Here is a 15,081-nt window from a genome sequence, read left to right on the forward strand (position 1 = left end):
CATGGTGGTATTGGCAACGGAAGCCCCAATGGCTTCTCGTGGTTGCTTTGAGCATTTCTGGAGTCTGTGCGGTGAATGGGTGGAGCCAGCCAACACGCGGCGGGGCGGTGAAAGCGGTGTGCAGCGGATCCATAGCGACGGTGGATTGCTTTATTTCAAACGCCAGACCGGCCACATCTACCGTAGCCTGCTATACCCATTTGGCCGTCCCACTGTGTTGCGCGAAGAACAAGCGCTGGCGGCGTTGACGGAACTTAACATCACGGTACCGCGAATCGTTTTCTGCGGAGCGCAGAGGGATCCGGTACATAAGTGGCGCGCACTGCTGGTTACCCATGCACTGGATGGCTTCGAGCAAATCGACCATTGGTATGCAGCAGGCGGCCGCGAACGCCATGGCGAGGCCGTGCATGACTGTGTCCTCCAGGCGTTGGCAGAAGACCTGGCCCGCATGCACAAGGCGCGTTGGCAGCATGGTTGTCTCTATATCAAGCATGTATTCGTTCGCGTGACAGCGGAGGGCGAGTCGATCAAGGCCGAGGTGGCATTGCTGGACCTGGAAAAAAGCCGTCAACGTTTGACTGCCCGCAGCGCCGCCTCCCATGACATGAGGCAGCTACGGCGCCATTCGTCGTTCCATGAGGATGACTGGGAAAAACTCGTCTACTTTTATACAGCGGCGTTTGGCAGCGCTATCAAAGGTTTGTAGCGATGAAACTAGAAATTGCTAGAGGTTTGTTTTTGGTCGGAGCCCTGGCAGTTGCGTCAATGGCGGTGGCGGTATGGGAACAGCCGCGCTCGCAGATTCTCAGTGCCTCCGCAGTTGGCGCTCATTGTCCGGTGCCTCGAGTTGCCAAGGCCAGCGAGGCGATCCGACCGGACAACGATCTGTTGTTGTTCATGTTTGGCCTGTCCCAGGGGATGAAACCTCAGAGTTGAGCTTCGATTAAAACAAAGGCCTCGCAATTGCGAGGCCTTTGTTTTTGCACGCCAGCCAGCATCGCAACCGGCAACGTGTCTTAATGCTTGTCCGGTTTTGCCAGCAATGTGTAGACGCAAGGCAATACGAACAAGGTGAACAGGGTGCCAATCGACATCCCCGTCGCGATCACCGTACCGATGTCGAAGCGGCTCACGGCCCCGGCACCGGTGGCCAGGATCAACGGCACCATGCCGAACACCATTGCCGCTGTGGTCATCAGCACAGGCCGCAGACGAATCGACGCAGCTTGCTCCACGGCTTCGCGCGGGCTCAGGCCTTGTTCCTTGCGCAATTGGTTGGCGAACTCAACGATCAAGATGCCGTGTTTGCTGATCAGGCCGATCAACGTCACCAGCCCCACCTGGGTATAGATATTCATGCTCGACCAACCGAGGAACAGCGGAATCAATGCACCACAAATCGATAAAGGCACGGTTACCAGGATCACCAGCGGATCCCGGAAACTCTCGAACTGCGCCGCCAGCACCAGGAAGATAATCGCCAAGGCCAAGGCAAAGGTCGCCCACAAGGCGCTGCCTTCCTGCACGAACTGGCGCGAAGCCCCTGCGTAATCGAAGGCGAACCCCACCGGTGCTTCCTCGCGGGCAATCTGTCGGACGGTCTCGATGGCCTCGCCCATGCTCACCGTGGGAAAACCCGAAATCGTTACGGCGTTGAGCTGCTGGAACTGGTTCAGTTGCCGCGGTCGTGCCTGGTCGCTGACCTTGATCAACGTCGAAAGCGGGAGCGATTCGCCCTGGGCATTCTTGACGTAGTAATTATTCAGCCAGTCCGGATTGTCCCGGAACGGTCGTTCGACCTGGGCAATGACCTTGTAGCTGCGTCCCTCGAGGGTGAAGCGGTTGATCTCCGATTCACCCAATAACGTGGCGAGGGTTCCGCCCAGGTCCTGCATCGAAACGCCCATCTGGGCAGCCTTGGCGCGGTCGATGTCCACGACCACCTCGGGTTTGTCGAAGGCGAGGTCGATGTCCATGAACGCAAACTTGCCCGACTCCAGCGCGCGTTTCTTTACCCGTTCGGCAATTTGCAACAGCGTCGTGTAGTCCTTCGGCGAGTTGATGACGAATTCGAAGGGCAAGCCTTCGCCAGTGCCCGGCAGCGAGGGCAGGTTGAAGCCGAAGATCTGAAGCCCAGGGATGCTTTCCAGTTTGGCCTGGACTTCGGGCAGGATTTCCATCTGGGTGCGGCTGCGTTCGTTCCAAGGCTTGAGCAGGAAACCGCCGATGCCTGACTGCACACCGTTATAGCCGTTGATCTGGAAGGAGGAATAGTACTCAGGGAACTCCTTGAAGATCGTGATGAAGTGATCGGTGTAGGCGTTCAGGTAGTCGAGGTTGGTTGTCTTCGGCGCGTTGGCCATCATGAAGATGATGCCCTGGTCTTCGTCTGGCGCCAGTTCGGATTTGGTGAACATGACCAGCACAGGAATCAGCAGCAGGACCACCACCGCGAACACCAGCACGACTGGCCGAGTTTCGAGCGTGCCGTGGAGCATGCGTTGGTAACGGGTCTTCAGGCGTTCGAAGATCACGTCCAGGCGATGGGCCAGCCCCGAGGGATTCTGCTCATGGCGCAGCAGCATCGCGCACATCATCGGCGACAGGGTCAGTGCGACGATGCCGGATATCACCACCGCCCCAGCCAGGGTCAGGGCGAACTCCTTGAATAATGCCCCCGTCAGGCCTTCGAGCAGACCGATGGGCGCATACACCGCTGCCAGCGTGATGGTCATCGAGACCACCGGCATGGCGATTTCCCGGGCGCCTTCGATCGCGGCGTCGAACGGGGTCTTGCCTTCCTCGATATGCCGATGGATGTTTTCCACCACCACGATCGCATCGTCCACCACCAGACCGATCGCCAGCACCATGGCCAGCAGCGTCAGCAGGTTCATGGAATAGCCCATCAACTGCATGAAGAACATGACGCCGATCATCGACAGTGGAATGGTCACGACCGGGATGAGCACCGAGCGCAAGGCGCCGAGGAACAGGAACACCACGACGATGACAATCAGGACCGCCTCGAACAGTGTCTTCACCACCTCATCGATGGAGGCCTGGATGAAGAGGGTGGCGTCGTAGGCGATCTCGGCCTTGAGGTTGGTCGGAAGCTGGGCTTCCATCTCCGGCATGATCTTGCGCACTTCCTTGATCACATCCAGAGGGTTGGCGCCGGGGGTGGCCTTGATGCCGATGTACACCGAGGGCGTGCCACCAAAGGAGCTGATGGTGTCGTAGTTTTCGGCGCCCATTTCCACTCGCGCCACGTCCCGCAGTAACACGCGGCTGTCACCGTCGGTCTTGAGCGGGATAGCGGCGAAGGCTTCGGCGGACTTGAGTTCGGTGTTGGCGTTGATGCTGGTGACGACGTACTCGCCTTTCACTTCGCCGGCAGCGGAAAGGAAGTTTTGCTGGCGCACGGCATTGGTCACGTCGGCGGCGGTCAGGCCAAAGCCCGCGAGCTTGACCGGGTCCAGCCACAGGCGCATGGCAAAGACCTGGTTGCCCAGGATCTCCGCTTCAGCCATGCCGGGCAGGGTCGCCAGCTTGGGCTGGATCACCCGCGACAGGTAGTCGGTGATCTGCGGGTTGTTCAGTTCCTTGCTGAAGAAGCTGATGTACATCAGCGCCGAGGCATCGGCTGCCTCACGGCTGAGTACCGGGTCCTCGGCGTCCTGGGGCAGTTGGTTCTTGACTTCGTTGGCCTTGGCCAGCAGTTCGGTGAAGAGCCGGTCGCTGTTGGAGCCGATGCGGGCATAGACCGAGATCACCGAGAAATTCTGCCGGCTGACCGAGGTCATGTAGTCGATACCCTCGGCGCTGGCCAGGCTCTGCTGCATCGGCTGGGTGATATAGCCCTGGATGGTCTCGGCGTTGGCGCCGGGATAGGCCGTGGTCACCGTGATCAGCGCGTTTTCCATCTGTGGGTACTGGCGCAGGGGTAGTTTGCTCCAGGCCTGGAAGCCCAGCAGCACGATCAACAGGCTGACCACAGTGGCGAGCACCGGGCGGCGGATGAACGGATCGGTAAAAGCCATGGGGGTTCCTTGATCAGTCCGCGCGAGGCGTGCTGTTCTGTTCGGTCAGGGTCGTGTCGTCGCTGATGGCGATGTGCGTGCCGTTGTCCAGCTTGATCTGGCCGGCTATCACCACTTCCTCGCCGCTTTGCACGCCCTTCGTCACCAGGACCTGCCCGTCGCGACGCTCACCCGTCTCGACGAAGCGTCGCTCGGCGATCAGGATCGGCTGGCCCTTGTCGTCTTTCTCGACGTTACCGTCGGAGGTTTTCTTCTGGGTGACCACGTACATGGAGTTGCCGTAGAGCGTATAGGTGACGGCGCTTTCCGGGACGACGATCCCGGCAGCCACGTCTGGCAGGATCACCTGAAGGTTGGCGAACATGCCCGGCAACAGCTTGCCGTCGGGGTTGGCGAGGGTGGCGCGCACCAGCACGTTGCGGGTGGTGTCCTCGACCTTGGGGTTGATGGCGCTGATGGTGCCGACGAAGGTCTGGCCTGGGTAGGCCGAAACACTGACGTTGACCGGTTGGGCAACGGCTAGCCGAGGCACCGTCTGTTCCGGGACATAGAAATCGACGTACAGGCTGCTGAGATCCTGCAGGGTGGCGATCACCGTGCCGCTGGCGAGGTAGTCGCCGACGTCCACCCGGCGAATGCCGATGGTGCCGCTGAACGGCGCGACGATGTGTTTCTTTGCCAGCGCGGCCTTGAGCTGGTTGACCGTGGCCTCGTCTTTCTTCAATCGGGCCCCAAGCCGGTCGAATTCACCTTTGGAAATCGCCTGGCTGCCCACCAGTTGTCTGCCCCGGCCGAAATCCAGCTGTGACAGGCCGAGGTCGGCCTTGGCGGTTTCCAGCAGGGCGCTTTCGACTTCGCTGTCCAGTTGCAGGAGCGGTTGGCCGGCCTTGACCTTTTGTCCCGATTCGAACTGCAGCTTTTGTACCGTCCCGGCAATTTCCAGGCTCAGGTCAACGCCTTGCGAGGCCTTGAGGCTGCCAACGGTGGGCAGGCGAGACTGCCAGGGCTGCTCGGTGGCCTTGGCCACGGCAACACTGACCGGCGGTTTCGGGGCAGAAAACATCTGGATCTGCTGGTAGATGGAGAAGGCCTTGTAGCCTGCCAGCAACAGCACCACCAGCAGGACAACACCCAACATGATCAGCATGCGGCGTCGCAGCATGTTCCACTTCCTTGGAAAAGAGCTGAGAGAAACTACAGATAGGCGGGCACATTACCCTGAGTACGCAGGGTATTCCAGATGCTGTCGGGTCCGTGGTGCGTGGGATTTTTCCGAAATTTCATAGCTCCCCGCACCAACGGGCTTCGCTTCTCCCCTCAGACCAGATGCAAATGGTTGTCCCAGAGCCCCGCCGGCAGATCCAGCGGTTTCGCAGCCAGTTGTGATTGCCGGCAATCGTAGTAGCGGCAACGCCCTTGGCCCGACGTCACGACGAAACCGTCGGCCACCGCGCCGACTCCTGCGCAGTCCGGCAAAGGCGCATCCAGGCGAACCTCGCCGCTGTCCAGGTCCCAGATGAAAAAGCGGTTGCCCCGTGGTGCCGTCAGGGCCACCAGGCGCAGTTCGCTGTGCACGGCGACGCTGGCAGTGTAATGCCCCATGGCTTGTAATTGATGTTCGGGCACGGGGAACGCCTGGAACGGTTGGCCCGGACGCTTGATCGCCAGCAGTTGCGACGGCTCGTGCGCCGCGCCCATGAATTGCTGGCCGGAGACGATGGTCCCGTCGCTGGCGATACCCAAATGGCGCACGCTGTTCATTTGCTGGGCGAGGGTTTCCTTGCTCAACAGTGTGCCATCGCGCTGCATCAGCACCAGGCTCGGTTCCATGGCGTCGAGGTTCATCTCGACCCGGCTCTCGGCCTCGGTGCGGATACCGCCGTTGGCCACCACGAGCGTTTCACCGTCGGGCATCCACGACACTTGATGGGGGCCAATGCCGTGGGTGGAGATCTCGCCGTTGTGCACCAGCCGCTCGCCTTCGAAACGGTATACGCCCAGCAAGCCGCGGCCCGGATCGCGGGTGTCGTTCTCCGTGGTGTACAGCCACTCGCCACTCTTGTGGATCACCGCATGGCCGTAGAAATGCCGGTTCGGCAGCGAAGCGATGGTCTGCAGCAGCGTCCCGTCGCGCAGGTCGACCAAATAGCTTTCGGTGCCCGGACGGCGGGCGACGAACAGTGCGATCGGCAGCGTCGGGTGATTGATGATGTCATGGCAGCGCTGACTGACCCGGGTAGCGAACACCCGGGTGCCGTCCAGTCGATAGCCGACGGCATAGTGATTGCCGTCGCGATCGTCTCGTGCCGAAAGCAATAGCGGACTCTTGTCCTTTTGCTTGAACAGCGTCCAGCCGCCCAGGGTGACGGCGCCCAGCAGCAGACTGCCGAGCGCCAGAGCCTGACGTCGAAACATGATCAGTCACCGTCGTTGGCGTTGAAGCCCAGTTGAATGCCCAGCGCCTTGGCCAGTTCGCCTTCATGCAGGCGATGGACGACGTTGAGGCTGTCGTACAAATCGTTGAGTTGTTGGCGCCCGGCGTCGTCACCGAGCATTTCGGTCAGCGAGCGCTGGCTGCTGGCGAACAACTTCAGCGATGCGTCGTAGGCAGCGTCGATCTTGTCGGCCAATGGTTTCTGGTCGCTTGGCAGCAAGCCTCGCAGGCCCTTGTTGTCGACGCCGACCCACACGGTCCTGGCGGCGTTCAGGCTCGCTTCAAGCCCTTGCAGTGACGACTGGCTGCGCCAGGCATCGGCTTGGAACGGTTGCGGCACGCCCTTGCTCTGGCGGCCCATCGGCGTGCCGAGCTTTTTCTTCAGGGTGTCCAGGGCGGTGACCTGGACTCGCAGCAGATCGGCGATCGCTTCGTGGGAATCGGCGTAGCGCTGGTTAGGAAACTTGCTCATCTGGGCGAGCATGCCGTCGTTGCTGTTCCAGCTCGACAGGATCTCCTCGGCCAGTTGCTTCTGGCGTTCGCCGATGGCGATGAGCAGCGGGCAGTACTTGGCTTTCTGGGCGCTGTCAGCCATGTCGATTTTCGCGTCGAACAACAGATATTCGTAGGCCGAAAGCCCTTGCACGACCACGCTGGACTTGGCCAGGCCGGCGGCGTCGATCTGCGGCTGGCTATTGACCAATTGCTCGACCTGGCGGCCGACCAGGTTTTTCTTGTCGGGCCAGAACTGCACCTGCCAGGCACGGTTGCCTTCTGCCAGCGGGCCGATCAGCAGCGGCTGCAATTCGGCCCAGGCCTTTTGCGCCTTGAGGAAATCGGCGCGCGCGGTTTCCAGGTTTTCCTTGCCTTGGCAGAACGCCAGGGCACTGCTCGCCAATTGCCGGTCGGCCTCGACCCAGCGGCTGTAGGTCGGCAGGATCACTTGCTTGGCGATGGCGGCCGACGTAACCGCTTGCGGGTCCTGGGGCGAGCAGGCACCGAGGACGATGGCAGCGAGGCTGGTGAACAACAGCTTGGGACGGAACATGTCGGGCTCCCGTTTCGGAAATTACGTTTAAAGGGAATTCAGGAAGGCCAATAGCGCTGCGCGCTGCTCGGCGTTGAATGCTAGAACCTGTCGCTGCGCCGCCTGGGCTTCGCCACCATGCCAGAGCACGGCTTCGAGCAGGTTTCGGGCGCGACCGTCGTGCAGGAACTGGGTATGGCCGTTAACGGTTTCGGTCAGGCCGATGCCCCACAGTGGCGGGGTCCGCCAGTCACGACCGCTGGCCTTGAACTCGCTGCGGTTGTCAGCCAGGCCTTCGCCCATGTCATGCAGCAACAGGTCGGTGTAGGGACGGATGACCTGGTTTGCCAGCTCCGGTTCGGCAGCCTTGGCAGACGTGGTGTATTTAGGGGTGTGGCAGGACTGGCAGCCCGCCTGGAAAAACAGATTCTTGCCCGCCAGCACCTGGGGCGAGTCCACGTCGCGGCGGGCCGGCACCGCAAGGTTGCGGCTGTAGAACAACACCAGGCGCAGAATGTTATCGCTGACTTCCGGCTCGCCCTGCGGGCCGTTGCCGTTGGGTGCGCGCTTGCAATCGACCTGGGCCTCGGTGCAATCGTCGAACGGCCGCAGGCTGGTGGTCAGGCCCATGTCGCCGGAAAACGCATGGACGTTCTGTTGATTGAGGTTCGGCTGCCCGGCCTTCCAGCCGAAACGCCCCGGCACGGTCTTTTGTTGGACATCGTCCCAGACCATGTTCGGACGGCCGGCAATGCCGTTTTTCTCCTGCGCCTGAGCCTGCGCATTCGCCAGGATGGCGTCGTCGGGGATGGCCTCGAGCAGACCCAGGCCGATCATCGGCGGGGCGACGCGGGCCGAAAAGCGCGTGTCGGGGTGCATCGGGCCATAACCCAATTGGCTGATCCGCAAGGTCGGCTTGCGCAGTTCCACCACGGTGCCGTCGGCAAAACGTACCGGCACCGGGGTGTAGTCGACTCGTACCTTGCCTTCCGGCGCGACGCCTGGAACCGACATGTCTTGCAACTGGCCGCCGTAGACCGGCTCCGGCACGACGCCGAGTTGCTCGATGACCTTGGCGTACGGCGCTGCATCGGGGATCGACAGGCGTACCAGCATCGATACGGCGCTGCTCGCATCTGGCGCTGGCGGGTGGCCGCGCCCGTCCTTGATATGGCAATTCTGGCAGGCGTTGGTATTGAACAGCGGTCCGAGGCCATCGCGGGCAGTGGTGGTCGACGGCGCAATCACCCACGGGCTGCGAAAGAAACTGTTGCCAACGCTGAAATCCAAACGCCGCGACGGCGTCAGGTTGGCCGAAGGCAGGGAGAACGCGTTCTGATCGGCCTTGCGTACCGTCGCGCCGCCGCCGGACTTGGCTTCGCCGGGTTCGGCCTGGGTGAAGCGCGGGGCGTCATCGCAGGCACTCAGGCCCAGGGCCAGAAGCAGAGCACATAAGCGAAGAGGCAACGACAACATCGGGAATCCTGCGGGACGAGTGAAACGCGGGCGCAAAGTCTAACAGGGCGACGCGGTTTGAATAAGAGGAATTATCGTTTGGTTTGATCGGGGCGTTTGATTTCCTGTGGCGAGGGAGCTTGCTCCCGCTGGGTTGCGAAGCAGCCCCAAAACCAGGCGCCGCGGTGCAACAGGTAAATCCTGCCAACCGGTTTGCGACTGCTGCGCAGCCGAGCGGGAGCAAGCTCCCTCGCCACGGGATTTACTGTTGGTCTGTAGGGGGGACTACCGCCCCCGGCACCAACGGCAATTCCAGCGTCGCAATGAACCCGCCCTCAGGATGGTTGGCCAGTCCCAATGCACCGCCATGGCGTTCGGCGGCGCGGCGCGCGATGGCCAGGCCCAGGCCGTGGCCGGCGGCGGTCTGGCCGGGGGCGCGGTAGAAAGGTTCACCCAATTGGCCCAGATGCTCGGCCTCCACGCCTGGCCCGTGATCGCGCACACTGACCAGGATTCGCTCCCCCTGGCGCACCGCGCGCATTTCGACGGGCTGCCCGTCCGGACTGAAGCGCTGGGCATTGCGCAGCAGGTTATCCACGGCCCGTTCGATCATGGTCGGCCAGCCCTTGAGGATCAGGTTCGGCTCCGCTTCCAGTTGCACGATCTGTTCTGGCGAAGCCATCTGCGCGTCTTTTTGCAGGTTGACCAGCAGGCCATTGAGATCGACCTCTTCGGCGCTGGCGTTGTCGGCATCGACCCGCGCCAGGACCAGGATTTCACTGATCAGCGCCTCCAGGCGATCGCACTCGCGGGTCAGCCTCGGCCAGAGCTTTTCACGCTCTTCGGGGCTGGCCCGCTCTGCCAGTGCCAGGGCGATGCGCAGTCGGGCCAGGGGCGAGCGCAATTCGTGTGAGACGTCGCGCAGCAATTGGCGCTGGCTGGCAATCAGGCTTTGCAGGCGCGCGCCCATGCGGTTGAAATCCGTGGCCAGCACGCCGAACTCGTCCCGGCGGTTGGCCAGTTTGGCGAGGCTGTTCTGCTGATAGGTCGCCTGTCCCAAATCATGCACCGCGCCCCGCAGGCGGCTCAGCGGCCGGGTGATGGAGAGGGTCACCAACAGGCTGAACAAGGTCAGTACTACCAGGGCAATCGCCAGGGCACTGAGGGGCCAAAGCAAGCTGCCGCGGTGCCAGGCGTCCAATTCGGGGTGGGGTATGCGGTAGATGAACAGGTACGAGTCGCCGGTCTTGGCACTGGTGAATTCGTCGGTCAGGCGCCGCCAGGGCAAGCGTCGATCATCGTTGTTCTGTCGCGCTTCGAAGGCCGCGGCACGATGCGGGAACGTGCCGCGCACCACTGGATCGCCACTTTCATTGAGTACCTGGACGTCAATGTGGTACTGACGCTTGCGCTGTTTGAGGATGTCTTGGGCTGCGTCTTCGCCCAGGCTTTCGTAAGTCTGCGTCCACTCCTCGGCCAAGGTGTTGAGACCCGGATGGCGGCTGAGGATCCAGGCGTCCTGGTTCAACATGTGGCCCAGGAGAATCGAAAGTCCCGCCACCAGAGCAATGGCCAACCAGAAGCTGGCCAGGACGCGCCAGAACAATGAGCGCACGGAGTTATCCTCGAAAAACAAAGAAAGCCCAACGGCGGCGTGCCGTTGGGCTGGGGCATTTCATTTCATTATTGCGCTTTTTGCGGTTGTTGCGCTTTCCAGGCCTTGAATTCGGCCCACTCGGCCCGACGCTCGGCCTGTTTTTTCTGAATCGCGTCGAATTCCTTTTGCTGCTCAGGTTTCAACAGGCCGCGGATCTGTGCGTCGACTTTCTGATGCCGAGCCTCCATCTCGTCCTTCATGGCTTTCTGGTCGGCCGGCGACAGCTTGGCCAGGTATTTGTCGATCAGTTCCCGTTGCTCGTGGCGCTGCTCGCCCATGATCTGGCGAATCTGCTGGCGTTGCTCGCGGCTCAGGTCCAGTTGGCTGTATGGGCCTTTATCGTGCATCTGGCCGCCGTGACGCGGGCCGTCCATCGGCCCCATCGGACCTGGGCCTTCGGGCATGGCCATGGCGACGGTCGGCAGGGCAGCGGCGAACAGCAGGGCGGTAAGGGTCTTGCGCATGGTGTCTCTCCTTGTCTCATTCCCGGTCAGTTCCGGATGTGTGCAGATTACGGAGATCAAGGTCAGCGGCGGTCAGGGGTGGGTAAAGCTTGGGTAAAGACGGTTTGCCGAGGTGCTTACAAACCGCCCCCCCATGTGACGAGGATGCTTGTTGTGGCGATCAGTGTTGCTCAAAGGCTGTAGTAATAGCCCCGGCTACGCAGCGCCACGATCCGTGGACGGCCGTCGGCGTGGGGGCCGATTTTCTTGCGCAGGTTGCTCACGTGCATGTCGAGGCTGCGGTCGTACAGCGTCAGCTTGCGGCCCAGGGCGAGCTGCGCCAGCTCCTGTTTGTCCAGCGGCTCGCCCGGTTGCTTGAGCAGCGCTTCGAGCAGGCGGCTTTCGGACACGGTGAGGGTTTGTTCCTGTTCATCGATACTAACCACGCCCCGGACCGGGCTGAAGGTCAGGTCTCCCAGTTCGATCTGGCTGGACACGGCCGCAGGATGGCTGCGCCGCAGTACGGCGCGCAGGCGGGCGGTCAGTTCCCGAGGGTCGCAGGGCTTGGCCAGGTAATCGTCGGCGCCCAGTTCCAGGCCGAGGATACGGTCCAGCGGTTCGCCACGTGCCGAGAGCATCAGCACCGGCAGCTCCGGATGTTCGTTACGCAACTGCTTGAGCAGTTCCAGGCCGCTGCCGTCGGGCAGCATCACATCCAGCACCACCGCCGCCGGGGCGGTTTCGGCCAGGGCCTTGCGGGCGCTCAGGCCATCGTGGCAAGCGCGGACCTGAAAACCTTCCTGGCCCAGCCAACTGCCGAGGAGCTCACACAGCTCCTGGTCATCATCTATCAGTAACAGCTCGCTCATGACTCACTCAATTTAGCCATTGCCGACGTTGTCTACGTCCACCGCTGGCAAAGATACCGCAGAGCAGGGCCAATAGCGCTACCCCTGCGCCGACGACGAACCACTGTTGCTGTTCGGTCAGCAGGCGGGGCAGGGGACTGGACTGGGCTTCCTTGAGCTGCAGCTTCAGGCGCTGGTTTTCCTGGCGCAACCGTCCCACCAGCGCAGTCTCGCGTTCGCCATTGGCATTCTGCAATTGTTGGGTCAGTTCTTCGCGCATGCGCTCGCTGTCTTTCAAGCGCTGTTGCAAATCGGCGATCTGGCCGCCTGCGCTCAGGGACAACGGCGCCGAATGGGCGGCCTCGGTGCTTTCCTCGCCATGGGCGGGCGCCCCGATCGCCAACGTGACCAACAACAGGCACAACGGACCTTTGCGCATTGCAACTCCTGAATTCCAATCGAGATTAAGCAGATTAGACAGGTTGTCGGCAGGCCGGCGAGAACAATGAGCAATTGAACGCGATGAGCCAGGAAGGCCCACCGCGTCGAGGGCGTTACGGCAGGACTTGCTTGAACGGCTTGACCACGACATCGGCATACACGCCGGCTGTCACGAACGGGTCGGCCTTGGCCCAGGCTTGCGCGGCGGCCAGGGAGTCGAACTCGGCCACGATCAGGCTGCCAGTGAAGCCGGCAGCGCCTGGGTCGTTGCTGTCCACCGCCGGATGGGGGCCGGCCAGCACGATGCGGCCTTCGGCCTTGAGCTGTTGCAGGCGTTCCAGGTGTTCGGGGCGGGCGGCCAGGCGTTTTTCCAGGGAGTTGGCAACATCGGTGGCAATGATCGCGTAGAGCATGTCAGTCCTCGGTTTTTGGCGTGGTGGGGTCGGCATCGTGCAGGTGACGGGACAGGTAGATACCCTGGCCGATCAGGAACAGCAACGTCATGCCCAGGCTGCCGAAGACCTTGAAGTCGACCCAGTACTCCTGGAACGTGAACGCAACGAACAGGTTGGCGGCGCCGCAGAACAGGAAAAACGCGATCCAGGCGATGTTCAAGCGGGTCCAGATCACCTCGGGCAGGTTGATGGCATGGCCCATGATGCGCTTGATCAACAGGCGATCACCGATGAAATGGCTGCCGATGAAGGCCAGGGCGAACAGCCAGTTGACCACCGGGGCTTTCCATTTGAGGAAGGTTTCGCTGTGGAACGCCAGCGTCAGGCTGCCGAATACAAGGCAGGCGATCAGGGTCAGCCACTGGCTTTTCTCCAGCTTGCGCTGGGAAATGAACAGCGCGCCGTAGACCACCAGGGAGCTGATGATCAATACCGCGGTGGCGCTGTAGATGCCACCTACAGTCAGGGAATGACCGGCGAGGTCGACGGTACGGGGATCGAGCTTGTAGACGATGAAAAACAGCAGGAGCGGGATGAAATCGATGAATTGTTTCACAGTGGCAGCCAGGAGCAGGATGTGGCGGCATAATAACAAACATCCTTGGCCGCGATAGGGCCAGCTGATTTGAGGTAACAAAGTCTCGTGAATGTTGATTTGCACTGCCACAGCACGGCCTCCGATGGCGCCCTTGCGCCTGCGGTTCTGGTGGCGCGGGCGTTCGAGCACGGCGTGCGAGTCCTGGCCCTGACCGATCACGACACGCTTGAAGGCCTCGACGAGGCGCGTAGCGCCGCGACTGCGCTGGGCATGCAACTGGTCAACGGGGTCGAGTTGTCCTGTACCTGGGGCGGGGCGACCATCCATGTGCTGGGCTACGGTTTTGATGTGTCGGCACCGTCCCTGGTCCAGGCCATCGCCGAGTTGCGCGATGGCCGTTGGCTGCGCTCCGAGGAAATCAGCCGCAAGCTTGCCCTCAAGGGCATGCCCGGCGCGCTGGAAGGGGCCCGGCAGATCCAGCAGGAGCTGGGCGACAGCGGCAATGCGCCGGCCCGTCCGCATTTTGCCGACTGGATGGTGCGCGAAGGCTTCGTCAAAGACCGCGCCGAAGCCTTCCGCAAATGGTTGGGGGCCGGCAAGCTGGGGGACGTCAAGCAGCACTGGCCGACGCTCGAGGAAACGGTCGGCACGCTGCGGGCCGCGGGCGCCTGGATCAGCCTGGCACATCCCTGGCACTACGATTTCACCCGCAGCAAACGCCGCCGCCTGATAGCCGACTATATTCAAGCAGGGGGCCATGCCATCGAAGTGGTCAATGGCCATCAGCCGGCCGAGCAGGTCGGCAGCCTGGCGATCCTCGCCCGGGAGTTTGGACTGTTGGTGAGTGCCGGCAGCGATTTCCATGGCCCGGGGGGCTGGTCCGAGATTGGCGAATACCGCCCGTTGCCGGAAGATCTGCCACCACTATGGTGTAGATTCAAACATGATCCCGTTATCGCCGACGTCTGAACAGGTAGAACACGTGAGTCAATTTTTCCAGATTCATCCGGAAAACCCGCAAGCGCGCCTGATCAAACAGGCAGTGGAAATCATCCGGAGCGGTGGCGTAGTGGTTTACCCCACGGATTCGTCCTACGCCATTGGTTGCCAGATCGGCGACAAGAATGCCGTCGAGCGGGTAAGACGCCTGCGTCAGTTGGATGACAAGCACAACTTCGCGCTCATCTGCAGCGATCTTTCGCAGTTGGGGCTGTTCGCCAAGATCGACACCGGTACTTTCCGTCTGCTCAAGGCTCACTTGCCGGGACCGTACACGTTCATTCTCAATGCGACGCGGGAAGTCCCGCGGCTGCTGCTGCATCCAAAGAAACGCACCATCGGCCTGCGCGTGCCGAGCCACCCCATTGCCCTGGCGCTGCTGGCGGAGCTGGGTGAACCGCTGATGAGCGTGACGCTGATCATGCCCGGCGAGACCGATCCGCTGACCGACCCCTATGAAATTCGCCAGCTATTGGAACATCAGGTCGACCTGATCATCGACGGCGGTTCCGGTGGCATGAAGGCGTCCACGGTGATCAACCTGGCCGACGGCGAGCCGCAGGTGGTGCGCGTCGGCTGCGGCGACCCGACGCCGTTCATGGTCGAGGCCTGAATGTCCGTTGTGGAAACTGCCGTCGACAGCGTAGACAGTCAGGCCGGCGCACAACAGGAGCTGCCATTCGCTATGGTCTATGGCCAGGCGGTCATGGAAATGCCCCTGGACTTGTACATTCCGCC

At 61.8% G+C, this 15,081-nt stretch carries 15 protein-coding genes; 4 read left to right on the top strand and 11 right to left on the bottom strand.

Going from position 1 to position 15,081, the window contains the following annotated elements; genetic code table 11:
- Window position 1 precedes the first annotated feature (1 nt).
- Together J3P79_RS06575 and J3P79_RS06580 are read left to right on the top strand one after the other, a co-directional pair.
- Window positions 2-709: a lipopolysaccharide kinase InaA family protein gene (locus J3P79_RS06575; RefSeq protein WP_434609118.1), complete on the top strand. Its 708-nt coding sequence runs from the start codon at window positions 2-4 to the stop codon at window positions 707-709.
- Window positions 710-711: 2 nt separating this feature from the next.
- A complete protein-coding gene (locus tag J3P79_RS06580) occupies window positions 712-939 on the top strand; it encodes a hypothetical protein (protein WP_434609120.1) in 228 nt (75 codons plus the stop codon).
- 80 nt (window positions 940-1,019) lie between these two features.
- On the opposite strand, the gene J3P79_RS06585 is transcribed toward J3P79_RS06580, so the two are convergent.
- The 11 genes from J3P79_RS06585 to J3P79_RS06635 all read right to left on the bottom strand — a co-directional run bounded on the left by J3P79_RS06585 (window position 1,020) and on the right by J3P79_RS06635 (window position 13,362).
- Window positions 1,020-4,046, bottom strand: coding sequence for a multidrug efflux RND transporter permease subunit (locus J3P79_RS06585; protein ID WP_434609122.1), 3,027 nt, complete (start codon window positions 4,044-4,046; stop codon window positions 1,020-1,022).
- Between the two features lie 13 nt (window positions 4,047-4,059).
- Window positions 4,060-5,208, bottom strand: coding sequence for an efflux RND transporter periplasmic adaptor subunit (locus tag J3P79_RS06590; protein WP_434609124.1), 1,149 nt, complete (start codon window positions 5,206-5,208; stop codon window positions 4,060-4,062).
- Between the two features lie 155 nt (window positions 5,209-5,363).
- Entirely contained in the window at window positions 5,364-6,461 is a 1,098-nt protein-coding gene (locus tag J3P79_RS06595) for a DUF1513 domain-containing protein (RefSeq protein ID WP_434609126.1), read from the bottom strand.
- Between the two features lie 2 nt (window positions 6,462-6,463).
- On the bottom strand, window positions 6,464-7,528 hold the full coding sequence (locus tag J3P79_RS06600; RefSeq protein WP_434609127.1) for an imelysin family protein: 1,065 nt from the start codon (window positions 7,526-7,528) through the stop codon (window positions 6,464-6,466).
- A gap of 27 nt (window positions 7,529-7,555) precedes the next feature.
- Window positions 7,556-8,983: a di-heme oxidoredictase family protein gene (locus J3P79_RS06605; RefSeq protein ID WP_434609129.1), complete on the bottom strand. Its 1,428-nt coding sequence runs from the start codon at window positions 8,981-8,983 to the stop codon at window positions 7,556-7,558.
- A 241-nt stretch (window positions 8,984-9,224) separates the two neighbouring features.
- Window positions 9,225-10,577, bottom strand: a complete 1,353-nt coding sequence (locus J3P79_RS06610; RefSeq protein WP_434609131.1) for a sensor histidine kinase — start codon at window positions 10,575-10,577, stop codon at window positions 9,225-9,227.
- Window positions 10,578-10,645: 68 nt separating this feature from the next.
- Complete coding sequence (locus J3P79_RS06615; RefSeq protein ID WP_434609132.1) at window positions 10,646-11,083, bottom strand: LTXXQ domain protein; 438 nt, start codon at window positions 11,081-11,083, stop codon at window positions 10,646-10,648.
- Between the two features lie 170 nt (window positions 11,084-11,253).
- Window positions 11,254-11,931 carry a response regulator transcription factor gene (locus tag J3P79_RS06620; protein ID WP_434609133.1) on the bottom strand — a complete coding sequence of 226 codons (678 nt, stop codon included), beginning with the start codon at window positions 11,929-11,931 and terminating at the stop codon, window positions 11,254-11,256.
- Window positions 11,932-11,938: 7 nt separating this feature from the next.
- A complete protein-coding gene (locus J3P79_RS06625) occupies window positions 11,939-12,349 on the bottom strand; it encodes a translation initiation factor 2 (RefSeq protein ID WP_434609134.1) in 411 nt (136 codons plus the stop codon).
- A gap of 115 nt (window positions 12,350-12,464) precedes the next feature.
- Window positions 12,465-12,764, bottom strand: a complete 300-nt coding sequence (locus J3P79_RS06630) for a YciI family protein (RefSeq protein ID WP_434609136.1) — start codon at window positions 12,762-12,764, stop codon at window positions 12,465-12,467.
- A gap of 1 nt (window position 12,765) precedes the next feature.
- Window positions 12,766-13,362 (bottom strand): septation protein A, encoded by a 597-nt coding sequence (locus J3P79_RS06635; protein WP_434609139.1) that lies wholly within the window; start codon window positions 13,360-13,362, stop codon window positions 12,766-12,768.
- Between the two features lie 87 nt (window positions 13,363-13,449).
- Here J3P79_RS06635 and J3P79_RS06640 point away from each other — a divergent pair, with 87 nt between their 5' ends.
- Together J3P79_RS06640 and J3P79_RS06645 are read left to right on the top strand one after the other, a co-directional pair.
- On the top strand, window positions 13,450-14,313 hold the full coding sequence (locus J3P79_RS06640) for a PHP domain-containing protein (protein WP_434609141.1): 864 nt from the start codon (window positions 13,450-13,452) through the stop codon (window positions 14,311-14,313).
- Window positions 14,314-14,326: 13 nt separating this feature from the next.
- On the top strand, window positions 14,327-14,956 hold the full coding sequence (locus J3P79_RS06645; protein ID WP_039591791.1) for an L-threonylcarbamoyladenylate synthase: 630 nt from the start codon (window positions 14,327-14,329) through the stop codon (window positions 14,954-14,956).
- The last annotated feature ends 125 nt before the right edge of the window (window positions 14,957-15,081 follow it).

Origin of the sequence: Pseudomonas sp. R1-7 (genome assembly GCF_051132105.1) — a bacterium.
Classification (GTDB): domain Bacteria; phylum Pseudomonadota; class Gammaproteobacteria; order Pseudomonadales; family Pseudomonadaceae; genus Aquipseudomonas.